This is a genomic window from Ralstonia sp. 25C (assembly GCF_051904805.1).
GTDB lineage: Bacteria > Pseudomonadota > Gammaproteobacteria > Burkholderiales > Burkholderiaceae > Ralstonia.
The window spans coordinates 535345-559996 of the sequence record NZ_CP196738.1 but is presented as its reverse complement, the minus strand read 5'-3'; the positions used below and the strand labels follow the sequence as shown (position 1 = coordinate 559996).

Sequence of the window (24652 nt, the reverse complement as noted above, 5' to 3'; positions counted from 1 at the left end):
TCCGGAAGGGGAGGCGGCGCAATGTTGCCAATCGGCAATATGCCGGCGCGACCCGTGCGCTACCATGCGGCGCCAACCTTCCGAGTGACCCATGGGCAATCGCAGCTATCTGTACGTGCGCGTCGGCGGCGAGCACCACCAAATCGCCGAAGCCAACAACAACATCCCGGTGCTATGGCAGTTGATGCTGGCCGGCGGCCGCTCGGGTGAGGCGATTCGGGACCAGCGCATCTTGCGCGTGGCCGATGAAGATCTGGACAACCTCGAGGTGCCGCTGGCCGGTGCGGTCCAGCGTGCCCAGCACGTGCTGAGGTTCATCGCGCGGCATCCGGTCAGCGCAACGCTGCCGCAAGTGCCGCGCTACGCCGAGGCGGCACAGGCCCATCTGCAGCAACTGCTGGACACGCACGGTGCTGACGCCACGCTTTCGGCCGACTTCGACGAGATGAGCTGGTTCGAATCGGATTGCGGTGAAGAGGGTTTCAACGCGCGCTATCTCGCGCGTCTGGACGAAGAATTCAGCACGCTGTGGCAAGAGATCGACAACGCCATCGCCCGGCAGGACTGGCGCGCGTTCGACCGTACACTCGCCGAGCATTTCGACCCACAGGCCATCTGGAGCCGCGATTGGAGCCAGTGGCAATGGCACGTCGGGCTGTCTTCGTTCTCGCATCGGTACTTTGGCGATTACCACCTTGTCCAGGAGGCCGACTTCGCCACGTATTGCGCCCAGGGCGGTGCGCGCGACGATGAGGTAAGTGATGAAGACGAAAATAGCGACACGGATGAACGCGCTCCGGACGGCGCAACACACCTGATCGGCAACCTGTGGTGCTTCGGTACCCATGGCGAACGCCCCGCATACGGCGTGCGGCGTGGTGCCTCCGTTGACGCGCCGGTGCTGATCGCGCCGAGCTATGACGAGATCTTCCCGCTGGACAAACCAGATGGCGAGTACGCCTACCTGCTGTGCTGCCAGCGCGATGGCAAACAGTGGCTGGTCGATACGCGCGTCACGCCGGCGCGCGTGTTGCACGACACCGGCTACGACGAGATTTGGGGCTTCGACGATGAAGGCTTCATGCCGTTCCAGCTGGGCAAGCGTTTCGGCTTCCTACGCCCGGACGGCAGCGAGTTGAGCGCGATTCCGTATGACGACGTGCATGGGTTTGCGGGCGGTATGGCGGCGGTGCTGCAGAACGGTCGCTACGGTTTCATCAACCCAGAGGGCCGACAGCTCATCGCGCCCTGCTATCTCGACGTTGAGTTGGAAACGGCGGTGGAGGGCCGCCACCTGCGCCGGGTTCGGCTCGATACCGGCTGGGGCGTGATGGAGCGCGACGGCAGCCTGCTGGTGCCGTGCCTCTATGACGAACTGACGTGGGCTCATGCCTACGATGGTTGGCTGGTCGAGCGGGCGGGACAGTGGTCGCTGCTACGCGCGGATGGCAGCCCGTGGGTTGGGCCGGCGCCGTACCGCGTGGAGAACTGGCTTGCCGATGGCGCATTCCTGCGTATTGAACAGGATGGCCGCTACGGATTGCTCGCCGCCGACGGCACGATGCGTGTGCCTTGCCGCTATACCGAACTCGAAATGATGTACGGCTGCGTGCAGCCGCTGCTCGTAGGCTGCCGAGAAGCCGACGGACTCGTTGAGCTGATCGACGAGCACGGCGTGCTGCAACTGCCCGAACCCTGCCGCCGTGTCGACATGCTGCGCAGTTTGCGTACGGATCTCGAAGACGGCGACACCTGGCGCGACCTGGTGCGCGTCGAGCGTGACGGACCGGGTGAGGCCGCCTTGGTCGGAATCTGGCGCTTGGGGGCGGCGGCGCCGCTCGTGCCATGCGTTTATACGGATATCTGCGTCGTCATGCCCGAGGCCGGGTGCATCGTGTTTCTGACCGAGCGTGCAGACGATGGCGATGCAGATGCCGTGCGCATGGGCGTGCGCACCGTGGATGGCGCGGAGCTGCACCCCGAGGTCTACCGCTGGATCGGCCGTGAAGGACGGCTGCCGGGCGAACCCTGGAGCTGGTCCGCGCTGGCGAAAGACCTTGAAGACCGCTGGCGCCAAGGCTTGCCCGCCAAAGCGTGGCACACGCCGTCGCAGCGCCTGGTGTGGATCGATGCCCAGGGTGGCAGCGAGCCGTTCGAGGCCCGACTGCGCCGTCTCGTGGCGGATGGTGATTGTGATGCGGCATTCGAACTGGCCAAGGCGCGGGTTGCCGGCCAGGAGATTACGCCCGACGTGCACGAGGCCGCGCGCCTTTACACACACATCGCCCAAGCACCGCACGCTGCGCACGCGCTGCGTGGTCAGGCGGCCTATCGGCTGGCTTTGCTTCTGTGCGACACCACATTGGATTTGGTGGATGAAGCTGCCGGCTTCCACTGGTTTCAGCAAGCCGCCGAATGGTTGGAGGATGGCGCCTCGCGTCGCCACACCTTTGCGTGGTTGATCTACCTGCACGACACGCAGCGCGGTGGCGCTCCGGACGATCCGGCAGCTGTGCTGAGCTATGCCACGCTTGCCTCCGAGAGCGGCGATGGCGAAGGCAGCCGGCGCGCCGGCGTGTGCTGGCGCTATGGCCATGGCTGCCAGGCCGATCTCGACCGCGCACGTGCGTTGTTCGAGCTGGCAATCGAGCAGCGCTGCGCACCGGCGCACGCGTGGTTGGCCGAGACGCTGAGTGAACTGGCCGCCTTGCGGGATGCGCCGTCCCACTATGGCCTGTGCGAGTACCACTTGCGCGCCGCGCTGGAAGCGGAAGACGCACCCAGTTGGACGGGCACGCTGCTGGCGCGGCTGTCGCTCGACGGCAAGCTGGCGCAGCCACTGGCGGACACCGAGGCGCTGCTGCTGAGGTCAGCTGAAGCCGGCGACGTTGACGCCATGCGTCTGCTCGCACAGCGCATCTACCCGGAAGGGGATGCCCGCCAGCGAGATTGGGTGGCGCGTTGGCGCACTGCCCGCACAAATCGCACGTAATCGAAATCGCGGCGGCTACACGCGCCGCTGCCGATCACCCCACCACGCATCGCGCAGGCGGCGCTTGGCGATCTTGCCGTTGTCGTCGCGCGGCAGCGTGGTGGTGAATTCGATCTGGCGGGGGATCTTGTAGCCGGCGATCTGGCCACGCAACCAGTCGATCACGGCTTCGGCCGGCAGTGCTTCCCGTTCAGTCTGGACCACGGCGACGAGGCGCTCGCCGTACTCGTCGCAAGGCACACCGAAGACCGCGCAGTCCACCACATCGGGATGGCGCAGCAGCGCATGTTCGATCTCGGCCGGGTAGATGTTCACACCGCCCGAGATGACCATGTCTGACGCGCGATCGCACACATACAGATAGCCGTCGGCATCGAGATACCCCATGTCGCCGAGCGTGACCAGGCCGTCGCGTTCGATCTTGCGGCGTGCTTCATCGTTGCCGCGATAGGTGAAATCGGGGTAGGCCGGCTGGCGGCTGTAGATCAGGCCGACCTCGCCGGTGGCGCAGGGTGTGCCGTCTTCGCGCAGGATGCGCACCTGCGCACCGCATACCGGGCGCCCGGCGCTGCCAGGGCGCGCTGCCGCGTCGCGTGGGTCCATGACCGTGATCATGCCGGACTCGCTGGATGCATACGTCTCGTAGATGACGGGGCCGAGCCAGTCGATCATGCGGCGCTTGATCTCCGGCGCGCACGGCGCCCCGGTGGACGCCACGAAGCGCAGCGACGAGAGGTCATAGCGGTTGCGCTCTTCCTCCGTTAGCTTGAGCAGGCGCACGTACATGATCGGCACGAGGTACACGGTGTCGATGCGGTAGCGCTCAATCTGCTCCAGCACGTGCAGCGGGTCAAAGCGCGCGTGCAGCACCAGCACTTCTGCCATCTGCGCGGCCTGCTGCGCGAACAGGCTGGGCGCGCTGTGATAGAGCGGCGCCGGCAGCAATGCACGGCAGCCCGGCACGATGCCGAAGGTGGCCGCCACCACGGCGCGCGCCTTCTGCTGATGCGCATCGAGCTGATCGAGCGGCACCGCCTTGCGTACCACGCCCTTGGGTCGGCCCGTGGTGCCCGAGGTGTAGGCCATGTGCCCGCGCGGCGATACCACCGGGCCGTCGTACGGCGTTTGCAGTGCGAGCCAGTTGGCGTAACCGTCGGCGCGGTCGGTGCCTTCGGCATCCACGCGCAGCAGTTGCACGTGGGGCGGGAGCAGCGGTTCCACGGCGTCCACCAGGTCACGATGGCCAATCAGTACCTTGGCGCCCGAATCCCGCACGAGAAACTCCACCTCGGCCGGCGTGAAGTGCCAGTTGATCGGGCAGAAGTGGCAGCCCGCGATGCGGCACGCGTGCATCACGTCAATGTACGCGGGTGCGTTGCGCAGCAGTACGCCGATCACGTCGCCTTCGTGCACGCCCATGCGGCGCAGCCCACCAGCCAGGGCGGCACCGCGTGCGAGCAGGGTGTCGGCGTCGGTGGCGTGGTCTTCAAAGATGAGGTCGGCGGGCATGCGTGTCTCCTGCGGGGTGTCGTCATTGGCGTGCGACTCAGATCAGTCTATGCAGCATGCCGGATCGGGTTGCGCAGAACAATCCGCGTGAAATTGCGCACACTGGTGAACGCCATTGGACAGCGCTGCATGGAGTCGCCCGCGCCTCAAGCGCACGTTCAGCCCGCCACAACCCCATAAAGCCGCTCACACAGCCCCGCGCTGGCGCCGAGCTTGCGAGACAGATCGGATGCCGCTTGCAACTGCTTCGTGACGCAATCGCCAGAGGTACGCGCCGCTTCAAGCCGGGACGCCGCGCCCGATAGCGTCAACGCAGCCATGAACTTGTCGCCGGAGCCGAACACGGGCGTGGCAAATGCGGCGGTGTGCTGATCGCGCGCGCCCGAAGTGAACAGCGGCAGCACTGGCGCTTCGTCATACAGCGCTTCACCCAGACCCCAGTAGCGCAGCACGTGGCTGATGGCGGTGTCGTCCAGCGGCAGCGAGGTGCCGGGCAGGCGCGTCTCGCGCAGGCCTTCTGATGGCTCGGCGCGGAACAGGCACAGCCGCCTGCCGTGGTCGATGACGTAGTAGGATGCGCTCTCCCGCGTAGCCGCCGCCAGCGCGTGCAGCACCGGTTCCACCACCGTCGATAGGTGGAAGGACTGCTCGTAGAGCTTGCCCAGATACAACAGGCGCGGCCCGAGCGAATACACGCCCGACTCCGAGCGAATGACGTAGCTCATGCGCTCCAGCGAGTTCATCAGCCGGTACACCGTGGTCTTGTGCATGCCCGAGGCTTGAGCCAGGGCCGCCAGGGTTAGCGCTTCCGCCCCCGGCTTGAAGCAGTCCAGCAAGGCCAACGCCTTTTCTACCGCGGCGACGCCGTCGTTTCCCATTCCCCACTCCCCGAACTGATGGATGGCACGATTGTACTGTGTACAACGTGGTTGTATATGGCGGACGGGTAAACGCTAGTGGATGGCTTCGATTGCTCTGGCTATAGTGGTTTCACTGAGTACACCACTGTTGTACATGGTACAACTATAAAGACTGAGGCACGATTCCCATGAGTACCCCTTCGCATTCCACTTCCACCATCGTTCGCGACATCGAGCGCGTTTCGCCCGCCTTGGTCGAGGCCGCTGCCCGCTTTCAGGCTGCCATCCTGGCCGACGTTGCCGGCCGACGCGGCACGCTGAACGGCCGCGTCAAACCGCTCGCGCCGACCATGAAAGTGGCAGGGCCGGCCGTGACGGTGGAAGTCCGCCCCGGCGACAACCTCGCCATCCACGCCGCCCTGGCCGTCGCCAAGCCCGGCGATGTGATCGTGGTGGACGGCAAGGGTGACCAGAGCTGCGCCCTGATCGGCGAAATCATGGCCACGCAGGCGCATGCCACGGGCATCGCCGGGTTTGTCATCGATGGCGCGGTGCGCGACTCGCACGAACTGGCGAACGGCACGTTCCCGGTCTTCTCTGCGGGCCTCAACCCGTGTGGTCCGACCAAGAGCGTGGCGGGGCGTGTGAACCTGCCCGTGTCCGCTGCCGGCGCAACGGTGCACCCGGGTGACCTGGTGGTGGGCGATGCGGATGGCGTGGTCGTCATCCCCCGTGAGGATGTCGAGCGCATTCTCGTGCTCGCACAGAAGAAGGTGGATGCGGAAGCCGCACGCATTGCCGCCATTCGCAAGGGCGACACGCGCGCGAGTTGGCTGGAGAAAGAACTGCGCGCCGTCGGCATGCTGGCCGAAGGCGAGGCACTGTGATGAGCGCGTCTGCAACCAAGCCCGTCGTATTGGTGACGGCCGCCGACCTGGCGCCGCAAGCGCTCGACATGCTGGGCGATTTCGACGTCGTGTTTGCCGGCAAGCAGCCCACCGAGGACGACATCGTCGCGCTCTGCACACGGCACAAACCGGTGGCCATCATCGTGCGCTACGGCAAGGTCAACGCTCGCATCATGGATGCAGCCGAGCGCTTGCAGGTGATCTCCAAGCACGGCAGCGGGATCGATGTCATCGATCAGGAAGCCGCTGCGGCGCGCGGCATTGCGGTGCGCGCTGCCGTGGGTGCCAATGCAGCGGCTGTAGCTGAGCATGCATGGGCGTTGATCCTGGCGTGCGCCAAGGCCGTTCCTCAGCTCGACGCACGCATGCGCGCCGGGCATTGGGACAAGGCGACGCACAAATCCGTGGAGCTGGACGGCCGCACGCTGGGTCTGGTCGGTCTGGGCGCGATCGGGCGTCGGGCGGCCGTCATCGGGCTGGCGTTCGGCATGAACGTCATCGCGTTCGATCCGTATGCCAAAGAGGCGCCCGCCGGTGTGAAGCTGGTCAGCCTGGGCGAGTTGTACGCACAGTCGGACGTGGTCTCGCTGCACTGCCCGCTGACCGCCGAGAACCGCAAGATGCTGAACCGCGATGCGTTCAGTTGTTTCAAGCCGGGCGCGATTCTCGTGAACACGGCACGCGGTGGGCTTATTGACGAGCCCGCGTTGGCGGAAGCGCTTGCAAGCGGCCGGTTGCGAGCGGCCGGGCTCGACAGCTTCGATGTGGAGCCGATGACGACGCCGCATCCGTTCCAGGGCATGGCCAATGTCATCCTGTCGCCGCACATCGGCGGCGTGAGCGATGCGGCTTACGTGAACATGGGCAAGGGCGCAGCGGCCAACGTGCTCGCCGTAATCGAGGAACGCGCGCGCACCGCCGCGTGATGGTTATGTTCCTGCTATCGCCACCCGTTGTGCGTGAAGCGGAAGTCTTCACGCGCATGCCGGCCAAGTTTCGCAAGCCCGATGTTCAGACGGACTGGGCACGCGCCAATCGCGGCGGGCAAGCCACCGATTCCTTCCTCGAAGGGCCCGTGTGGAGCCCGGACGGCCAAGGGCACGGCCATCTGTACGTGACCGACATTCCGCATGGCCGGATCTTCCGTATCTCGGCTGCGGGCGACTGGGAACTGGTAGCCGAGTACGACGGCGAGCCCAACGGCATGAAGCTAGTCGACGATGCGCACCTGCTCATCACCGACTACCGCAACGGGCTGATGCTGCTCGATATCCAGCGCGGCGAAGTCACGCCGTATCTGGAACGCCGCAATTCGGAACGCTTCAAGGGCGTGAACGACCTGACGTTTGATTCGCGCGGCAATCTGTATTTCACGGATCAGGGGCAGACCGGGCTGCATGACCCGACGGGGCGCGTCTATCGCCTGTCGGTGGACGGCAAGCTCGACATGCTGCTCGGCAATTGCCCCAGCCCGAACGGGCTTGTGCTGTCACCCGACGAGAAGGTGCTCTACGTCGCCATGACGCGCGGCAACTGCGTGTGGCGCGTGCCGTTGCAGGCAGATGGCTCGGTCAGCAAGGTCGGCCAGTTCTTCACCTCGTACGGCCCGAGCGGCCCCGATGGTTTGACGATCGACACGGCGGGGCGGCTGTTTGTGGCCAACCCGGGCCTTGGCCGCGCGTGGGTGCTGAACCACCGCGCCGAGCCCGAGGTGATTGTCACCAGCCCCGAAGGCGCTTCGCTCACCAACCTGTGCTTCGGCGGTCCGGAGATGAAGACGCTCTTCATGACGGAGTCGGTGTCCGGCACCGTGCTGAAAGCCGATATGGATATCGCCGGCCCGCTGCCGCATCGAGCAAAGCAGACAAAGCCCTAGCACTAGCTCACCAATACGCAACCCCTAGCGCTCAGAGAAGCGCGATGGAGGAGACCATGCTAATGTCCCAGACCTTAGGCACCTTGCGCGCCGCCAGACCCTCCGATGGCACGGACGTGCGCGCAGCTGCCACGCTGCCCGACGCGGACTACCAGGCGAGCGAACGTACGCTGGCCAAGGCGTTCCGCCGCATCCTGCCGTTCATCTTCGCCTGCTATGTGATCAGCTATCTCGATCGCACCAACGTGGGTTTTGCCGCGCTCACCATGAACAAGGACATCGGTCTGACTGCCGAGCAGTTCGGGTTCGGGGCGGGGCTGTTCTTTATCGGCTATTTCCTGTTCGAGATTCCGAGCAACCTGATCATGCAGAAGGTGGGTGCGCGCATCTGGATCGCGCGGATCATGATCACGTGGGGCATCTTCTCGATGGCCACGGCGTTTGTGGTCGGGCCCAAGAGTTTTGCCGCTGCGCGCTTTCTGCTGGGGTTGGCTGAGGCCGGCTTCACGCCGGGCATCTACTTGTATTTCACGCACTGGTTTCCCGGCAAGTGGCGCGCCAAGGTGACGGCGGCATTCCTAGTGGGCATTCCGGTGGCCAACATGATCGGCTCGCCGATTTCCGGGGCGCTGCTGGAACTCGGTGGGCTGCACGGCTTGCGCAGCTGGCAATGGCTGCTGCTGATCGAGGGGCTACCAGCCGTGCTGCTCGGCATTGCATGCCTGTTTGTGCTGGCGGACCGTCCCGAGAAGGCCAAGTGGCTGACGGACGAGGAAAAAGCTGTGCTCGCGCGCCGCCTTGCGATGGAGCAACGCGACATCGCCAGCAAGCACGGCGCCACCCTGCGCGATGCAATGACCAACTGGCGCGTATTCGTGCTGGCGTTCATCAACTTTTGCGGCATCGTTGGCTCCATCGGCGTGGGGCTGTGGATGCCGCAGATCATCAAGCAGTTTGGTGTCGAGCACGCGGTGGTCGGCTGGCTGACCGCCATTCCCTACGCGATTGGCGCCGTGGTCATGCTGTGGTGGGCGCGCATGGCGAACCGCGCGCAGAACCGCATCCCGTACGTGGCCACCGCGCTGGTGGTTGCAGCGGTAGCGCTGGCGGCCAGCACGGCCTTGGATGCACCGGCGCTCAAACTCGCGGCGCTGTGCCTGACGGTGAGCGGCATCCTCGCCTTCCAGGCCACGTACTGGGCGATCCCCTCCAACTTCCTGACTGGCCGAGCGGCGGCGGGCGGCCTCGCGCTGATTGTTTCCGTGGGCAATCTCGGCGGCTTTGTGGGTCCCTCGATGATCGGTGCCATCAAGCAGTTTTCGCATGGCTTCACGGCGCCGCTGCTGGCGGTGTCGGCTGTGCTGCTCATCGGTGCGCTGGCCATCGCCTGGTTGGGCGCCCCGGGCGCTGATGCCGGCGAAGCGGTCGCCCATTGACGGCCTGATCGCAGTACCTTGATTCCTAGATATCCAATAGCGCCGCGAAACCCACGACGGCGCGAGGAGACACACATGCAAGTGACGAGCCGTACCGGTGTCACCGATCTCGAACAGCGGACCCTGCGCAAGGTGGTCTGGCGGCTCGTGCCATTTCTCATGGTCTGCTACCTGCTGGCCTTCATTGACCGGGGCAACGTGGGCATGGCCTCGCTGCAGATGAACCATGACCTCGGGCTGACAGCCAGTGTGTTCGGATTCGGCAGCAGCCTGTTCTTCGTGTCGTACTTCTTCTTCGAGGTGCCGAGCAACCTCGCGCTGCAGCGCTATGGCGCGCGTATCTGGATCGCGCGAATCATGATCACGTGGGGGCTGGTCTCGGCCGCGACGGCGCTGGTGCGCGGCCCGGCCTCGTTCTACACATTGCGCTTCCTGCTGGGCGCGGCAGAAGCCGGGTTCTTCCCGGGTGTGCTCCTGTATCTCTCGTACTGGATTCCGGCAACGCACCGTGCGCGCATCGTGGCGACGTTCATGGTGGCGATTCCGGCGGCGAGCTTTATCGGCTCGCCCATCTCGGCGGCGCTGCTGCAGATGGATGGTTTTGCCGGACTGCGAGGCTGGCACTGGTTGTTCATCCTCGAAGGCATTCCCACTGTGCTGCTCGGAATCGCCTGCCTGGGCCTGCTGACCAATCGGCCCGAAGAAGCCAAGTGGCTGTCGCCTGAGGAGCGCAGTTGGCTGACGAACACGCTGGCCGGTGAAGCGCGCGGGCCGAAGAAGGTCGCGCAGATGCCGCTGGGCAAGCTGTTCTGCAACCGCTACGTGTTGTGCCTGGCGCTGGTGGATGTGTGCGCATCGGCCGCCGGCAGCACGCTGTCGGTGTGGCAGCCGCAATTGCTCAAATCGTTCGGGCTGACCGTCATGCAGACGGGGCTGCTCAATTCGGTGCCGTATGCCGTGGCGTCGGTGCTGATGGTGATCTGGGGCCGCCGGTCGGATCGGCTCAACGAGCGTCGCTGGCACACCGCCATTCCGATGCTGCTGATCGGTCTGGGCTTGTTCGGCACGTCGCTCAGCGGGTCGCTGGTGCCCACCATGGTGATGCTGTGTGCGGTACTGGTGGGGGCGTATTCGTTCAAGGGGCCATTCTGGGCGCTGGCGTCGGGCATGCTGTCAAACAGCGCGGCGGCAGCAGGGCTCGCAACCATCAACGCGATTGCCAACCTGATCGGCGGTGGCTTGATGGTGAACGTATACGGCTGGGTCAAGCAGGCAACCGGTAGCTACGCGCTGGCGCTCATGCCGCTGGCCGTGCTGACGCTGGTGAGCGTGGCGACGCTGCTGTTGTTGAGTCGTGGCAAGCCGGAAGGGCAACTGCTGAACAAGACGGAAACGGCTTGACCATGCGCGCATTCAACAGAAGGCGGTTCCTGCAACTCGCTGGTGCAGGAGCCGTGGCTGCCGCCATGCCGGCGTTTGCCGAAGCCGGAGAGGTGTGGTCCAGCGGCAGCGACGCGCCGACGTTCAAGCTGCCTGTCGGCGCGGTGGACTGCCATATGCACATCTACGACGATCGCTTCCCGAGCGCGCCGGGCACCACGCTTCGGCCACCCAATGCGAGCATCGAGCAGTACCGCAACGTGCAGGTGCGACTGGGCGTGCAGCACAATGTTGTTGTCACGCCATCGACGTATGGCACCGACAACCGCTGCACGCTGGAGGCGCTCAAGCGTTTCGGGCACAACGCGCGCGGCGTTGCCGTGGTCGATACGTCCGTGACCGAGGCGCAACTCACCGAAATGCATGCAGCCGGCGTGCGGGCCATCCGCTTCAACCTGAGTTACCCCGGTGCCACCACCGTCGACATGCTCGCACCGTTGGCGGCACGCATCAGCGCATTGGGGTGGCATATCGAACTGGTCGTGCAAGGCGAAAAGCTGCCTGAGTTGGAGCCGCATCTGCTTGCGCTGCCATGCCCACTCGTCATCGACCACATTGCGCATATCCCCCAACCGGGCGGCATGCAGTCCGATGCGATGCGCACCGCGCAACGGCTCGTGGACAAGGGCAACACGTGGATCACGCTCTCTGGTCCGTACGTGGATACGAAGAGCGGCGCGCCCGCCTATGCCGATGTGGAGCCCGTGGCCAAGGCCTTCATCAACATGGCGCCGGAGCGGATGCTCTGGGGCACCGACTGGCCGCATCCGACGGAGAAGGCACACAAGCCCGACGATGCGTCGCTGCTCGACACAATCGCTGCGTGGATCGGGCGGGCGGATTGGCAGGAGCGGATCTTTGTGTCCAATCCGGCGCAGCTCTACGGGTTTGTTTGAAATCCGCAGCGCGAATAAGCAAAGACAAAAACGGTCGTTCGCCGCTCAAGTGGCTCGCCCTATGCTCGCCGGATCACCACCGGAGACGCAACCATGACGCAGACCACCCTGAGCACCACACCCGCCTGGAAACTCGACACCGTGGCCGTCCACGGTGGCTATAGCGCTGACCCGACCACGCGCGCGGTGGCGGTGCCGATCTATCAGACCGTCGCCTTTGCGTTTGACGACACGCAGCACGGCGCCGATCTGTTCGACCTGAAGGTGCCGGGCAACATCTATTCGCGCATCATGAACCCGACCAACGATGTGCTGGAGAAGCGCATCGCGGCGCTGGAGGGCGGCATTGGCGCACTGGCCTTGGCATCGGGGCAGGCTGCCGTTACCTATGCCATTCAGACCATTGCCGAAGCGGGCGACAATATCGTCTCGGCCAGCACGCTGTATGGCGGCACGTACAACCTGTTCGCGCACACGCTGCCGCTGTCGGGCATCACCACGCGCTTTGCTGACCCACGTGACCCGGCATCGTTCGAGGCGCTGATCGACGATCGCACGAAAGCCATCTTTGCCGAGACGGTGGGCAACCCGCTGGGCAACATCACCGATATTGCGGCACTGGCCGAGATCGCGCATCGCCATGGCGTGCCGCTCATCGTTGACAACACGGTGCCCACGCCGTATCTGACGCGGCCCTTCGAGCATGGCGCGGACATCGTCGTGCATTCGCTGACCAAGTATCTGGGTGGACACGGCACCAGCCTGGGCGGCGCGATTGTCGATTCGGGCAAGTTTCCGTGGGCGAAGCACAAGGCGCGCTTCAAGCGCCTGAACGAACCGGATGTGAGTTACCACGGCGTGGTCTATACGGAAGCGCTGGGCGATGCGGCGTATATCGGCCGCGCGCGCGTGGTGCCGCTGCGCAATACCGGCGCGGCGCTGTCGCCGTTCAACGCGTTCCTGATCCTGCAGGGCATTGAGACACTGGGCCTGCGCATTGACCGCATCACAGAGAACGCCGCACGCATCGCGCGGCATCTGCGTGCTCACCCGAAGGTGGAATGGGTGAACCACGCCAGCCTGGACGATCACCCCGACTACGCACTCGCGCAGAAGTACCTGTCAGGCAAGGCGCCTGGGCTGCTGACGTTTGGCGTGAAGGGCGGGTTTGAGGCGGGTGCGCGTTTTCAGGATGCGCTGGCGTTGTTCACGCGGCTGGTGAACATTGGCGATGCGAAATCGCTAGCCACGCATCCGGCATCGACCACGCACCGGCAGTTGTCGGAGGCGGAACTGGCCAAGGCCGGCGTGCGGCAGGAGACGATCCGCCTGTCGATCGGCATTGAGCATATCGACGACTTGCTGGCGGATCTGGATCAGGCGTTGGCGCAGGCGTAATTTCGGGGCGCGCCGGCGGTTACCGCTGGCTGCGCAGCCACCCGAACACACCCGCCATCAGCGCCAGAAACGGCACCCCCACCACCAGCGTCATCCGGAAATCCGCCATCCAAGCCGTGCTGGCGATGATGACCACCATGGCGATGGCGCCGATGACGGTGAGTACCGGGTAGCCCCACATGCGGAATTGCAGCGTGCGGCCTTCGCGTTCCGCCGCACGCCGAAAGCGCAGATGCGTGATGAAGATGACGAGCCACGTGAACAGCGCGCCGAACATCGCCAATGCCATCATCAGCAGGAACGAATGGCCCGGCAGCACCACACTCAACACCGCCGCCAGCGCAGCGCCGGAGCTGGACACAGCCAGCGCGCGCAGCGGCACGCCGCGTTGGCTCACTACGCCCAGCGCCACTGGCGCTTGCCCGCCGCGCGCGAGGCTGAACAGCATGCGTGTGGACACATACAACTGCGCGTTCATCGACGACAGCGCCGCCGTGAGCACCACAAAGTTCATCACGCCCGCACCCCCGGCAATGCCGAGGATTTCCATCACGCGCACAAACGGGCTCTTGCCGGTGCCCGCCTGCTGCCATGGCACCACGGCCAGCATCAGCGCCACCGTGCAGAGATAGAAGAACACCAGCCGGAACAGCGTGGAGCGGAACGCGCTGGTGGCCGCGGCCTCGGGCTCGCGGGCCTCGCCAGCGGCCACGGCAATCAGTTCAATGCCGAAAAAGCTGAAGATGCTGACCACCGCGCCAAACCACACGCCAGACCACCCGTGTGGCAGGAAGCCACCCGCATCCACGTAGTTGTGAAAGCCAATCGGGCCGCCATCCGGCGCGCGATAGATGGCATAGCTGGCCACCGCCAGAAACGCCACGATGGCTACCACTTTGATCATCGAGCACCAGTACTCCGCCACGCCAAACACGTCGACGCTGCTGGCGTTGATCCACACCAGCACGGCTGAGAACCCGACAATCCATACCCACGCCGGCAAGCCCGGAAACCAGTACGCCATGTACACGGCCACAGCCGTCACTTCCGCGCCGATCACGAAGACGACCGCCGCCCAATACGCATAACGCACGAGAAACCCGGCCAGCGGGCTGACGTAATGCTCGGCATACGCGCCGAATGAGCCGGTGGTCGGGTGTGCGACGACCATCTCGGCCAGGCAGCCCATCAGCAACAGGGCGATGGTCGCGCCGATGACATAGCTGACGATGACGCCCGGGCCGGCCAACTGGATGGCTGCGCCGCTGCCCAGGAACAGGCCTGTGCCGATCGCGCTGCCGATGGCGATCATGGTGAGTTGCGCAGAAGAAAGGCGGTGCTGCAGGCCGCCTTCGCGTGCGGCCAGCGCTTCAAAGCTGCCGGTGGCCTTGTCCATGGAGCGTTCCAGACTGGGGAAAAGGCCCGGATGATACGCCGATCGTCGGGGCCGATGCGTGCTGAGTGGGGGGCCGCGCCTACACTACCGCCAGCTTCGGCCGCTCCTGCCGGGGGATGACCATGTTGCGTCCGGCGGCCTTGGCTTCATACAGGCGCCCATCGGCCAGCCGTATCAGGTCTTGCGGGGTGGCGTCGGGCGTCGTCGCGGTGCCGGAATGCACGGCCACACCAATGCTGACTGTCAGCTTGCCGTGCGTGCTGCCCGCATTCGGCTCGTCGCTGGCCAGCACGGCGGCACGGATGTTTTCGGCCACACGTATCGCGCCGGGCAGGTCGGTGTGGGGCAGCAGGGCACAGAACTCTTCGCCGCCGTAGCGGCCGGCAAAGTCGCCAGGGCGCTTGATGCTTTCGTTCACGCAGCGCGCGACATTGCGCAGTGCGGTGTCGCCGGCCGCGTGGCCGTAGCGGTCGTTGTAGTGCTTGAAGTCGTCAACATCGATCATCAGCACGGCCAGCGGCATGCGCGTGCGGTTGGCGCGCCGCCATTCCACATCCAGCGCGGCGTCCAGCGCACGGCGCGTGCCAAGGCCCGTCAGGCCATCGGTATTGGCCAGCCAGTGCAGTTGCTGCTCCATCTCCAGCCGCTTGCGCAACTGCCCGGCAAACAGGATCGACAGCACAATGAACACCACATCGAGCACCAGCACGATGCCGCCGATCACCCACGTGCGTTGCCACCATTCAGCGTAGATGTCTTGCGTGGCCAGGCCCACCGACACGATCAGCCGGTGCTGGGCAATATGGCGGAAGCTGAACAACCGCTCGACCCCGTCAACGGCCCCCAGATCGATGTACGAGCCTTCAGGCGCCAGCAGCCGCTTCTGAAAGGCGGAGCTGTCGGCCACGCTTCGGCCGATGAGCTGTTCGTCGTACGGGCGGCGCATGAGCAGCGTGCCATCAGAGCGCGCCAGCGTCACCGTGGCATGCGGCCCCAGGTTGATGCCCTCGAATAACCGGCGGAAGTAGTTCAGCCGCAGCGTACCGACCACGATGCCGTTGAACTCGCCATGCGGCCCGTTGAGACGACGGCTCAGGCCGATCGACGTATCCGCACCGTTGATGCGCGGCGAAAAGGGTTCGCTGATGTACAGGCCGACATCCGAGGCGCCCTGGTGCACCTGGAAGTAATCGCGATCGCCGATATGAATATGCCGCGCCGGTACGGAACGCGAATCGATCACCACATCGCCCTTGCTATCCACCACCAGCAGCGAGCCGACGTCGCGCGCGGTGGTGGAACGGTCGAACAGCACGAACTGGCGGATCTGCGGCGGCAGCGCGACGATGTTCGGGTCCTGCATGCCATCGGTCACGGCTTGCAGCGACAGGTCGTACAGCTCGATGTTGCGGGCGATGTCGCGCTGCAGGATCAGCGAGAGGTTGTCGGCGGCGTCGCGCGCGCGGTCCAGCGCGTCGTTGCGCATCTCCCAGAGCGACAGCGCCGTCAGCGCGGCCAGCAACACGGACAGCACCGACGCACCGACGATCAGCAGGAAGGGGTTTCGCAGGAAAGCGCCGCTGGCGCGCTGTAAGGGCATGCGCGTAATTGTGAAAAGATTGAAAAGTGCCGCCTAGACTGTGTACCGGACTCCACCTGCCCACGCAATGAAGCCGAGGGGTTTGGTCGGGTTCGCAATCGTTTGCCTGTTGGCATTTCGTCGATTTTTCCTGCCCAGCGCGGCGGCGGGCGCATGGCTTGCTGAGAACGGGCTGAGTGGCGCCTGCGTTGCACACGACGCGCAAGCCAAAGCAGCACCGGCCCGTGCCACCCTAGCGGACGCGCTTACCTATGCTGGTGCAGATCCCTGGAGATTGGAGAACGTCATGCCTGACGACCGTATTTCGCCCACCCCGGCGCCCGCCAACCCGCATCCGCCGGTGCCGGATTCGCACGACGAATCGCTGCTGGACGAGGGTTTGGAAGAAACCTTCCCGGCCAGCGACCCGGTGTCGGTGGATACCGGCAAGCCCGATGTGGCGCCAAAAGCGCCGGAGGCCGCGCCTAAACCGTAAAATGCAACAGTGTGTCAACTAAACGGCTGCCTTGGCCGTATTACGTCACACCTAAACAACGTGCCGATCCAGCACGTCAATCGTTGGGGGAAAGCCGGTGCGCCAGCCTGTGGTGTGCTGCTGCCATCGCGCGCTGGATCTTGCCTTTCTTCCGTTTGACCACGCTGGATGGTGCGCCCCGCCCAGACCAGCCGGACCTTGTTTTGCACCATGTCTGACGCAGCGTCCAACGACGCCAGTCCCGATTCCCGCCGATCACCGGCCAGCCCGGCCAGTGCCGCGCCTGCCAACCCACCACGTGCCGAATCCGGCTTCGGTCTGGGAGGCTGGTCGCTGATTGGCGTCGTGCTGATCCTGGGCGCGCTGGTGTTCGACAGCCTGTATGCGTTGCTGGACCACGTGCACTACGCCGATATGGTCGCGGCCCTGCAGGCCACGTCGCCCGTGCATGTGTGGCTGGCCATTCTGGCCACCGGGCTGAGCTATGCCGCGCTGACGGGCTACGACGCCTCCGGCCTGCGCTACGCCGGGGCACAGGTGGCCCGCGGCACGGTGGCTACCACGTCGTTCATTGCGTATGCACTGGGCAACACCGTGGGCCTTGGCGCATTCACCGCTGGCGCGGTGCGCACGCGCCTGTACGCGGCAGCCGGCGTCGATGCCGCCCGCGTGACGGAGGCCGTGACGTTTGATGCTGGTGCGCTGGGCGTGTCCACCACGGCATTCGGCGCGGTCGGCCTGCTGTGGGGCGCGCCGCATATCGCGGCCATCGCGCATTTGCCGGCTGCGCTGTTGGAAGCAATTGCGCTGCTGGTGCTGGCGGGCGTGGTCGTGCTGCTGGCGCTGTGCATGCGGCGCCAGCATGTCACGGTGCTGGGGCGTTGGGAGATTCGCCTGCCGCCGCCGGGCTTGGCTGCGCGGCAGTTTCTGATCTCCGCGGCGGACCTGAGCGCCGCAGCGGCAGCGTTGTGGGTGCTCATGCCGGCTGGCGCCGTCGATCTGCCGACCTTTGTGGCGTTCTACGCGCTGGCGGTCTCGTTGGGGGTGCTGAGTCAGAGCCCGGGTGGCCTGGGCGTGTTCGAGGCCGTCATCCTGCTCGGCTGCAGTGGCCAGGCACCGCCTGCGGAGGTGCTGGCTGCGCTGCTGCTCTACCGGGCGATCTACTTTCTGCTGCCGCTGGTGGTCGCGGCTGCCATGCTGGGTGTGTTCGAGCTGCGCTCGGGCGCCGGCGCCCCGTTCGGCCGAGCGGCGGTCAAGCTATCGCCGGGGTTGCTGGCTGCGTTGACGATGGTGGCAGGCGTGATGCTGCTGGTCTCGGGCGTGACCCCTGCCAGCGACGAGGCCGAAGACCTCCTGCGCATGCACGTGCCACTGTTCGTGGTGGAGGCCTCCCACATGATCGGCAGCGTGGCGGGGCTCATCATGCTGTTCGTCGCGCGCGGGCTGCTGCACCGGCTGGATGCCGCATGGTGGGCTGCGCTGGTGCTGTCGCTGCTGACCGGTGTGCTGGCGCTGCCCAAGGGCATTGCCGTGTCCGAGATGGTGGTGCTGGTGACGCTGGCGGTGCTGCTGGTGATCTCTCGGCGACAGTTTGATCGGCCGTCGTCGTTGTTCTCGCAGCGGCTGGAGCCGGGCTGGATGATCGCCATGGTGTGCGTGTTCGCCGCCTGCGTGTGGATCCTCTTCTTTGCGTATCGCGAGGTGGCCTACGCCAACCAGCTCTGGTGGCAGTTCACGTTTGACGGCGATGCGCCGCGCTCCATCCGCGCGCTGATGGCGGTGGCCGTCACGGGCCTCGGCTGCGGCATGTGGCAGCTCTTTCGCAAGGAGCCGGGCGCAACGACGTTCCCGAGCGACGAAGAACTCGCCCGCGCCGCGGAGATCGTCCGCAAACAGCCCGCCGCCGACGCCGTGCTCGCGCTGATGGGTGACAAGAGCCTGCTGTTTTCGCCGTCGGGCAACGCTTTCATCATGTATGCGAAGCAGGGGCGCTCGTGGGTGGCGTTGTCCGACCCGGTGGGCGCGCAGCAGGAGTGGCCCGAACTGATCTGGCGCTTTATCGAGATGGCCGATGCGCATGGCGGCCGCGCGGCGTTCTACAAGACGCGCCCGCAAACGCTGCCGCTGTATCTCGATGCCGGCCTGCGTGCCTACAAGCTGGGCGAAGAGGCCTACGTGTCGCTGCCGGAGTTCAGCCTGAAGGGATCGCGCCGGGCCAACCTGCGCCATGGTGTGACGCGCGGCGAGCGCGAGGGCTTGTCGTTCGAGATCGTGCCGCCGGAGGGCGTGCCCGCCGTGCTGGATGAACTGCGCGCCATCTCCGACGAATGGCTGCGCAACCAGAACGCGCGCGAGAAGGGGTTCTCGCTCGGCGCGTTTGAAGACCGCTATGTGCGCAGCCAGCCCGTGGCCGTGGTGCGGCGCGAGGGCAGCATCCTCGCCTTTGCCACGTTGATGTGCCCCGACGTGCTGCGTATCGAGGCGAGCGTGGACTTGATGCGCCAGCGCGCGAATGTGCCGCCGGGCACGATGGATTTCCTCTTCGGCAAGCTGATCCTCCACTTTCAGGCGGAGGGGTATCAGCGATTCGGGCTAGGCATGGCGCCGATGTCGGGCATGGTCGAGCATCAGCTTGCACCGCGCTGGCATCGGTTCGGACGGATGATGTTCCGCCACGGCGCGCGCTTCTACAATTTCAGAGGGCTGCGCAGTTTCAAGGACAAGTTCGAGCCGGTGTGGGAACCCCGCTACCTGCTCGCACGCGGCGGGTTTGCGCCGCTATTTACATTGACGGACGTTGCCGCGCTGATCGGCGGCGGGCTGAAGGGAGTGATCTCCAAATGAGTGGGCAAGCACCGCGCACGCCAGAGGCGCGGCTCAGGGGAGCGTGCAGGAACGTGCAGCGTAAGGGCTCGCGTCGGGGCTGGCTTGGGGGCTGGCATCGGGCCGCACACGCCAGTGCGATCGCGCTGGCGCTGGCTACTGCCTGGGCTGTCGCGGCAGATGCGCCCAGGCCGGCACCGGTGCAGGGGCCCGTGCTGGTGCCGCCCGTCGGCATGACCGGCGCCAGCGGTGTGGTGGCGGTGCCTGCGCAAGGCGATGCTCCGCCCCGCGTGCAGATGGGCGCCGCCGCTGTCACCGCCAACAAGGCCGCCAACGGCGGTGTGCTGTCGCTGCCCGTGGTGGCCCCGGCAACCCCTGCCGCCGCACCTGGTGCGGTGGAGTTCGTCTCGCATGGCCGTTTTCGTGATGTACCGGTCTACAAGCCCAAGGGTGAGATCCGCTCCGTCGTGCTCATGCTGTCGGGTGACCAGGGCTGGATGCCTGCTACCTCGCGCATGGCACAGGCGTTGGCAGAGCAAGGTGCGCTGGTGGCCGGGCTGTCGACCCCCGCGCTGTTCTCCAGCCTGGAAGCCGACTTTGGCGATTGCGCGTTCCCCGATGGCGACCTCGAAAACTTCAGCCGCTTCCTGCAGGCCTACGAGAAGGTGCCGGGCTACTACCCGCCCATCCTCGTGGGGGACAACGAAGGCGGTGCGCTGGCCTACGCCATGATTGCGCAGGCGCGGCCGAATATCTTTGCGGGCGCCATGTCGATGGAGTTCTGCCCCGTGCTGGAGCTGCGCAAGCCGCTGTGCAAGGGCGAAGGCATCCACTTCAGCCGCCGTCAGAGCGAGAGCCGCACCACGGCCAAGCGCACCAAGCCGCCCGAAAATGCCGGCGTGGTGCTGCTGCCGGCCACCAAGCTGTCGGCGCCGTGGGTGGCGCTGCAATCGGGCACGCTGACATCGTTTGCGCGCCGTTCGGGCCCGCTGTGCGAAGGGCGTGCCACGCAAACCTTCATCGATACGATTTCGGGGGCGCAGTCGGTGGTGTTGCCGCCGGCAGCGGGTGCCAACGCGCCGCCTGCCACAGCAAGCGAGCCGTTCAAGGCCGCCTTCGCCAAGCTGGTTGCGCAGCGCAAGCCTTTGCCGCCGCCACCGCCCGCCGCCGTGTCGGACTTGCCGATCATTGAAGTGCCTGCGCAGCCGGGCACGTCTTCCGAATTCTTTGCCGTGCTGCTGTCGGGCGATGGTGGCTGGGCGGGCCTCGACAAGGAGGTGGCGGCCGCGCTGTCCAAGTCGGGCGTGCCGGTGGTCGGCATCGATTCGCTGCGTTATTTCTGGACGGCGCGTACGCCGGCCTCCGCAGCGGCGGACATGGACCGCCTCGTGCGCTTCTACGCCGCGCGCTGGAAGAAGCCCAAGGCGCTGCTGATCGGCTATTCGCAGGGCGCGGATGTGCTGCCCTTCATCGTCAACCGTCTGCCGGCCGCATCGCGCGAGCACGTTGCCCTGGCCGTGATGATGGGCCTGGGCAAGCGCGCCGATTTTGAGTTCCACATGACCAACTGGGTGTCGAGTAGCAGCGCTGGGCTGCTGATCCTGCCCGAGATGCAGAAGCTGCCCACAGGGCTCGGCATGTGCATCTACGGCAAGGAAGAGAAAGACACCAATTGCCCGGGCCTCGACCCGAAGCAGGTCCAGCTCGTCAAGCTGCCGGGCGGCCATCACTTTGATGGCGACTACGCCAAGCTGGCGCGCATCATCCTCGACGGTGCGCGTGTGGCGGGTAACGCCGCGCGCTGACGCCCTCGTCTCCGTTGCCCGTGCCCGGTGTTACGGCAGCCTGATGTCGAGCGTGCGGTGTCGGGCGCGTGATGGCGCGGCATAATGCCTGCGCCAACAACACGGTCGGGGGATCGAATGGCTGTCTTGGGGACGTTTTTTGGGCTGGCCGCAGCCCTGGTTGCGGTGCTGATCTTGCTGACGATGCTGAGCAATCGCCAGCGCGGCCGGCGTGAAACCTATATCCAGTATTACGCTTGGCCGCCTGGACTGCTCGAACGCTTTGCCGAGAAGCACCCGACGTTGAGCTCGGCAGAGCGCGAGCAGGTCGTACGCGGGCTGCGTCAGTTCTTCCTCGTCCACTTGCGCAGCGGCTGCGATTACGTGTCGATGCCCTCGCGCGTGGTGGACGATCTGTGGCACGAGTTCATTCTCTACACGCGTGAATACCGGGCCTTCTGCGGTCGCGCGTTCGGCAAGTTTCTCGATCACCTGCCGTCGGCAGCGTTGTCGCCGGTGCGCAAGCAATCCAACATCGGGTTGCGGCGCGCGTGGTGGTGGGCTTGCAAGGATGAGTCGATCAATCCACGCAAGCCCAAGCGCCTGCCGCTGCTGTTTGCCATCGACCACCAACTCGCCATTCCCAAAGGCTTCTACTACGTGCCCGACTGCGCCACGATCCTGCCCGGCGGCGAGGTCATGCAGTGCGGCGCGGATTTCGCCAGCCGCCGCATCGATGGCAGTACCGAGGGCTTCGGCACCGCCACCAAGCGCCGCAGCAGCGGTTGCAGCAGTTGTTCAGGTGGTTCGAGTTGTTCGAGCTGCTCCAGTTGCAGCAGCTGTAGCGGTGGGGGCGGCGGCGATTAGGCAGGCTGTGCACTGTCTGCCAGCGACTGCACACATTCGTCCACGCTCAACTCATGCAGCATGGCGGGGCGCAGTGTCTCGTCGGTGGCGCGTTGCAGGGCGGAGAGCGCGCGCGGCTTGAGTCGCACGAACATCAATCGCAAACCGCGCGCCGCACATTCGGCGGCAAAGATGCGTAGCGCTTCGATGGCGGAGCCGTCCACGTCGGGCGTTTCTTCCAGGCTCAGCATGATGGTGTGCAGCGCCGGTTCAGGCTGTGCCTTCAGCAGCGCGCGCACCTGACCCAGCACGCGTTCTGTATTGGCGAAGAACAAAGGCACTTCGGGCCGCGCGATCAGCACGCCGGGTAGCGGTTTGGCTTCGGGGTGCAAGGACACATCGACAAAGTCGTGGCTGTTGCGCAGGCGGCCGAGCACGCTCACGTTGGGTTCGGACAGCTTGCGCAGCGTCAGCAACAGGCTCACGCCAATGGCGGCCAGCAAGCCATGCAGCACGCCCAGCACCAGCACGGCCAACAGCGCGGCAATCACGACCAGCCGATCACGGTGCCACGTCCAGTACGGTTTGAACACGCTCGGATGCAGCGAGTGGCTGACCGCAAAGATGACGATGGCCGCCAGTACCGGCTCGGGAATGCGCGCCAGCTGCGGCAGAAACAACCACACGATCAGCGCCACCACGGCCGCCGCGCACAGCCCGGCCAGGCGCGATTGCGCACCGGCCGCCTCATTGGCGGAGGTGGCCGAATACCCCGCGCCCACTGGCATGCCGTGCAGCAGGCCGGACAGCAGGTTGGCGCAGCCCAAGGCGACAAGGTCGCGGTTGGCGGAAATGCTGTCGCCGTGTTTAAGCGCGAAGTTGCGGATCGAGCCATACGACTCGGCGTAGAGAATCAGCATCAACGCAAAGCCGAGTTCCGCGCTCTGCATCCATTGCGCGCGGTTGAGGTCGGGCACGCCCACGCTGATGTTCTGCAGGTCGATGTGGCCGACCACGGCGATGCCGTAAGCGTGCCAGTCGCCCCAGTAGCCGCCTGCGATGGCCAGCACGATGACGACCAGCGTGCCGGGAATGCGCCCGCCCCAGCGCCCCAGGCCAAACAGCAGGGCAAGCGCCACCGCCCCCAGCGCCGTGCTGTAGCGGTTGGCATTGGCGGCGCTAGTGATCAGCTCCAGCGCAATGCGCGGCGTGTCGCTGTGGTGCACGGCCACGTCGAGGATCTTCGGGAGCTGCTTGACGACAATGGTCAACGCCAGCCCAAATGTGAAACCACGCAGCACGGGTCGGGCGATGAAGTCGGACATGCCGCCCAGCCGTGCCGCACCCGCCAGGATGAACAGCACACCCGTCGCGATGATGAGGGCGGCCGCCAGTGTGAGGGCCGTCGCGCCGTTGGTGCCGGGCTCGGAGAGCACCGTCGCAAACAGCACCGCCGCCGATGAGGACGTGGCCGAGACGATCGCAAACCGGCTCGTGCCGATCAACGAATAGACCACCAGGCCGCAGAGCAGCGCGATCAACCCGGCTTGCGGCGGCAGGCTGGCGATGCCTGCATAGGCCACCGCTTCGGGCAGCAGCAGGCCCGCAATCGAGAAACCGGCAATGACGTCGCGCAGCACGCGTTGCTGGGTCGGCAGGGGCGGGGTGCCCAGCGGTGCGAAACGATCCGGGTGTTGCAGCGCGGTGGCGGGGTGTTCGTAGCGGGGTGGCATGCAGTGCGGCGGTCGGGCAGTGGAATCGTGATACGGATAGCAGAAAAGGAAGACGCCGCGACCCAACCGGGCCGCGGCGTGCGGGCTGGCTTGCCGGCGTGGCTTACTTGGTGCAGGCCTTGCCGTGGCTCGGGCGCATGCCCTGGGCCTTGGCGTCGGCCTCGGTCAGGTATTCGCCCTGCTTGGTCTTGCCGTAGTAACGGTCGCCCGGGCAGTGGTAGACCTTGGTGGCGGCGTTGGCCCACACCTTGTCGGGGCCGCCGCCAGGGGCGACGGTGGCCGCTGCGGCTGCAGCCGGCTTGGCGGGGGCTGCGGCTGCAGGTTTGGCTGGCGTGGCAGGTGCCGGGGCCGGAGCCGCTGCTGGAGCGGCGGGCGCAGTGGCAGCCGGTGCGGCTGCGGCCGGAGCGCTGCCCGCGCTGGCTTTCTTGTCGACGCCACCATGGCCACGGCAGGCGCCTTTGAGCGTCGCGCCGCTGTACGGCGTGCCGTCCTTGCAGACGGCGTGGACGGCAGCCGGTGCCGCCGCCGGTGCGGTGGCTGGTGCGGCCGTGCCCTGTGCAAACGCCGAACCCATCATCAGCGCACCCACCGAAAACATCAACGCAGACAGTTTCATATCGAGACCCTCAACGAGGCACGGAATACGTGCGTGATCGAATAACGCCAGCCGGTCGCGCGCG

At 65.8% G+C, this 24652-nt stretch carries 18 protein-coding genes; 12 read left to right on the top strand and 6 right to left on the bottom strand.

The genetic code is table 11. The features are described from left to right. Nucleotides 1-91 precede the first annotated feature (91 nt). Complete coding sequence (locus ACS7SF_RS21045; RefSeq protein WP_439894067.1) at nt 92-2992, top strand: WG repeat-containing protein; 2901 nt, start codon at nt 92-94, stop codon at nt 2990-2992. Nucleotides 2993-3007: 15 nt separating this feature from the next. Here the strand turns inward: ACS7SF_RS21045 and ACS7SF_RS21040 are convergent, their stop codons facing one another. Continuing rightward, complete coding sequence (locus ACS7SF_RS21040) at nt 3008-4501, bottom strand: acyl-CoA synthetase (RefSeq protein ID WP_439894066.1); 1494 nt, start codon at nt 4499-4501, stop codon at nt 3008-3010. Nucleotides 4502-4659: 158 nt separating this feature from the next. After that, complete coding sequence (locus ACS7SF_RS21035) at nt 4660-5379, bottom strand: IclR family transcriptional regulator (protein WP_439894065.1); 720 nt, start codon at nt 5377-5379, stop codon at nt 4660-4662. A 170-nt stretch (nt 5380-5549) separates the two neighbouring features. On the opposite strand from ACS7SF_RS21035, the gene ACS7SF_RS21030 reads away from it, so the two are divergent. From ACS7SF_RS21030 to ACS7SF_RS21000, 7 genes are all read left to right on the top strand, one after another. Next, nucleotides 5550-6248, top strand: a complete 699-nt coding sequence (locus ACS7SF_RS21030; RefSeq protein ID WP_439894064.1) for an RraA family protein — start codon at nt 5550-5552, stop codon at nt 6246-6248. Then, a complete protein-coding gene (locus ACS7SF_RS21025) occupies nt 6248-7195 on the top strand; it encodes a hydroxyacid dehydrogenase (protein WP_439894063.1) in 948 nt (315 codons plus the stop codon). Before ACS7SF_RS21030 ends, ACS7SF_RS21025 begins: the two co-directional genes overlap by 1 nt. Before the next feature lie 5 nt (nt 7196-7200). Next, nucleotides 7201-8145: an SMP-30/gluconolactonase/LRE family protein gene (locus ACS7SF_RS21020; protein WP_439894062.1), complete on the top strand. Its 945-nt coding sequence runs from the start codon at nt 7201-7203 to the stop codon at nt 8143-8145. A 62-nt stretch (nt 8146-8207) separates the two neighbouring features. Continuing rightward, nucleotides 8208-9581: an MFS transporter gene (locus tag ACS7SF_RS21015; protein ID WP_439894061.1), complete on the top strand. Its 1374-nt coding sequence runs from the start codon at nt 8208-8210 to the stop codon at nt 9579-9581. A gap of 75 nt (nt 9582-9656) precedes the next feature. Beyond that, nucleotides 9657-10982 (top strand): MFS transporter, encoded by a 1326-nt coding sequence (locus tag ACS7SF_RS21010; RefSeq protein ID WP_439894060.1) that lies wholly within the window; start codon nt 9657-9659, stop codon nt 10980-10982. A gap of 2 nt (nt 10983-10984) precedes the next feature. Further along, complete coding sequence (locus ACS7SF_RS21005; RefSeq protein WP_439894059.1) at nt 10985-11917, top strand: amidohydrolase family protein; 933 nt, start codon at nt 10985-10987, stop codon at nt 11915-11917. 93 nt (nt 11918-12010) lie between these two features. Further along, the gene (locus tag ACS7SF_RS21000; RefSeq protein WP_439894058.1) at nt 12011-13315 is read left to right on the top strand and encodes an O-acetylhomoserine aminocarboxypropyltransferase/cysteine synthase family protein; all 1305 of its coding nucleotides are present in this window, start codon (nt 12011-12013) and stop codon (nt 13313-13315) included. A 19-nt stretch (nt 13316-13334) separates the two neighbouring features. Here the strand turns inward: ACS7SF_RS21000 and ACS7SF_RS20995 are convergent, their stop codons facing one another. Both ACS7SF_RS20995 and ACS7SF_RS20990 read right to left on the bottom strand, forming a co-directional pair. Continuing rightward, nucleotides 13335-14711, bottom strand: a complete 1377-nt coding sequence (locus tag ACS7SF_RS20995; RefSeq protein WP_439894057.1) for an amino acid permease — start codon at nt 14709-14711, stop codon at nt 13335-13337. A 79-nt stretch (nt 14712-14790) separates the two neighbouring features. Further along, entirely contained in the window at nt 14791-16311 is a 1521-nt protein-coding gene (locus ACS7SF_RS20990) for a sensor domain-containing diguanylate cyclase (RefSeq protein WP_439894056.1), read from the bottom strand. A 286-nt stretch (nt 16312-16597) separates the two neighbouring features. Here ACS7SF_RS20990 and ACS7SF_RS20985 point away from each other — a divergent pair, with 286 nt between their 5' ends. From ACS7SF_RS20985 to ACS7SF_RS20970, 4 genes are all read left to right on the top strand, one after another. Continuing rightward, nucleotides 16598-16786 (top strand): hypothetical protein, encoded by a 189-nt coding sequence (locus ACS7SF_RS20985; RefSeq protein WP_439894055.1) that lies wholly within the window; start codon nt 16598-16600, stop codon nt 16784-16786. A gap of 210 nt (nt 16787-16996) precedes the next feature. Beyond that, complete coding sequence (gene mprF, locus ACS7SF_RS20980) at nt 16997-19630, top strand: bifunctional lysylphosphatidylglycerol flippase/synthetase MprF (RefSeq protein ID WP_439894054.1); 2634 nt, start codon at nt 16997-16999, stop codon at nt 19628-19630. After that, nucleotides 19627-21414 carry a virulence factor family protein gene (locus ACS7SF_RS20975; RefSeq protein ID WP_439894053.1) on the top strand — a complete coding sequence of 596 codons (1788 nt, stop codon included), beginning with the start codon at nt 19627-19629 and terminating at the stop codon, nt 21412-21414. Before mprF ends, ACS7SF_RS20975 begins: the two co-directional genes overlap by 4 nt. A gap of 117 nt (nt 21415-21531) precedes the next feature. Continuing rightward, a complete protein-coding gene (locus ACS7SF_RS20970) occupies nt 21532-22260 on the top strand; it encodes a glycine-rich domain-containing protein (protein WP_439894052.1) in 729 nt (242 codons plus the stop codon). Here ACS7SF_RS20970 and ACS7SF_RS20965 read toward each other — a convergent pair. Together ACS7SF_RS20965 and ACS7SF_RS20960 are read right to left on the bottom strand one after the other, a co-directional pair. Next, the gene (locus ACS7SF_RS20965) at nt 22257-23972 is read right to left on the bottom strand and encodes a SulP family inorganic anion transporter (RefSeq protein WP_439894051.1); all 1716 of its coding nucleotides are present in this window, start codon (nt 23970-23972) and stop codon (nt 22257-22259) included. The two genes, ACS7SF_RS20970 and ACS7SF_RS20965, sit on opposite strands and share 4 nt — an antisense overlap. Before the next feature lie 103 nt (nt 23973-24075). Further along, nucleotides 24076-24588, bottom strand: coding sequence for a sunset domain-containing protein (locus ACS7SF_RS20960; protein ID WP_439894050.1), 513 nt, complete (start codon nt 24586-24588; stop codon nt 24076-24078). Between the last annotated feature and the right edge of the window lie 64 nt (nt 24589-24652).

What these genes read in the sequence shown, in the direction of transcription:
- mprF (WP_439894054.1), top strand. Translation starts at nt 16,997, where the DNA reads ATGTCTGACGCAGCGTCCAACGACGCCAGTCCCGATTCCCGCCGATCA.
- ACS7SF_RS20990 (WP_439894056.1), bottom strand. Translation starts at nt 16,311, where the DNA reads ATGCCCTTACAGCGCGCCAGCGGCGCTTTCCTGCGAAACCCCTTCCTG.
- ACS7SF_RS20960 (WP_439894050.1), bottom strand. Translation starts at nt 24,588, where the DNA reads ATGAAACTGTCTGCGTTGATGTTTTCGGTGGGTGCGCTGATGATGGGT.
- ACS7SF_RS21045 (WP_439894067.1), top strand. Translation starts at nt 92, where the DNA reads ATGGGCAATCGCAGCTATCTGTACGTGCGCGTCGGCGGCGAGCACCAC.
- ACS7SF_RS20970 (WP_439894052.1), top strand. Translation starts at nt 21,532, where the DNA reads ATGGCTGTCTTGGGGACGTTTTTTGGGCTGGCCGCAGCCCTGGTTGCG.
- ACS7SF_RS20975 (WP_439894053.1), top strand. Translation starts at nt 19,627, where the DNA reads ATGAGTGGGCAAGCACCGCGCACGCCAGAGGCGCGGCTCAGGGGAGCG.
- ACS7SF_RS21000 (WP_439894058.1), top strand. Translation starts at nt 12,011, where the DNA reads ATGACGCAGACCACCCTGAGCACCACACCCGCCTGGAAACTCGACACC.
- ACS7SF_RS21030 (WP_439894064.1), top strand. Translation starts at nt 5,550, where the DNA reads ATGAGTACCCCTTCGCATTCCACTTCCACCATCGTTCGCGACATCGAG.
- ACS7SF_RS21035 (WP_439894065.1), bottom strand. Translation starts at nt 5,379, where the DNA reads ATGGGAAACGACGGCGTCGCCGCGGTAGAAAAGGCGTTGGCCTTGCTG.
- ACS7SF_RS20995 (WP_439894057.1), bottom strand. Translation starts at nt 14,711, where the DNA reads ATGGACAAGGCCACCGGCAGCTTTGAAGCGCTGGCCGCACGCGAAGGC.
- ACS7SF_RS20985 (WP_439894055.1), top strand. Translation starts at nt 16,598, where the DNA reads ATGCCTGACGACCGTATTTCGCCCACCCCGGCGCCCGCCAACCCGCAT.
- ACS7SF_RS20965 (WP_439894051.1), bottom strand. Translation starts at nt 23,972, where the DNA reads ATGCCACCCCGCTACGAACACCCCGCCACCGCGCTGCAACACCCGGAT.
- ACS7SF_RS21005 (WP_439894059.1), top strand. Translation starts at nt 10,985, where the DNA reads ATGCGCGCATTCAACAGAAGGCGGTTCCTGCAACTCGCTGGTGCAGGA.
- ACS7SF_RS21020 (WP_439894062.1), top strand. Translation starts at nt 7,201, where the DNA reads ATGTTCCTGCTATCGCCACCCGTTGTGCGTGAAGCGGAAGTCTTCACG.
- ACS7SF_RS21010 (WP_439894060.1), top strand. Translation starts at nt 9,657, where the DNA reads ATGCAAGTGACGAGCCGTACCGGTGTCACCGATCTCGAACAGCGGACC.
- ACS7SF_RS21025 (WP_439894063.1), top strand. Translation starts at nt 6,248, where the DNA reads ATGAGCGCGTCTGCAACCAAGCCCGTCGTATTGGTGACGGCCGCCGAC.
- ACS7SF_RS21015 (WP_439894061.1), top strand. Translation starts at nt 8,208, where the DNA reads ATGTCCCAGACCTTAGGCACCTTGCGCGCCGCCAGACCCTCCGATGGC.
- ACS7SF_RS21040 (WP_439894066.1), bottom strand. Translation starts at nt 4,501, where the DNA reads ATGCCCGCCGACCTCATCTTTGAAGACCACGCCACCGACGCCGACACC.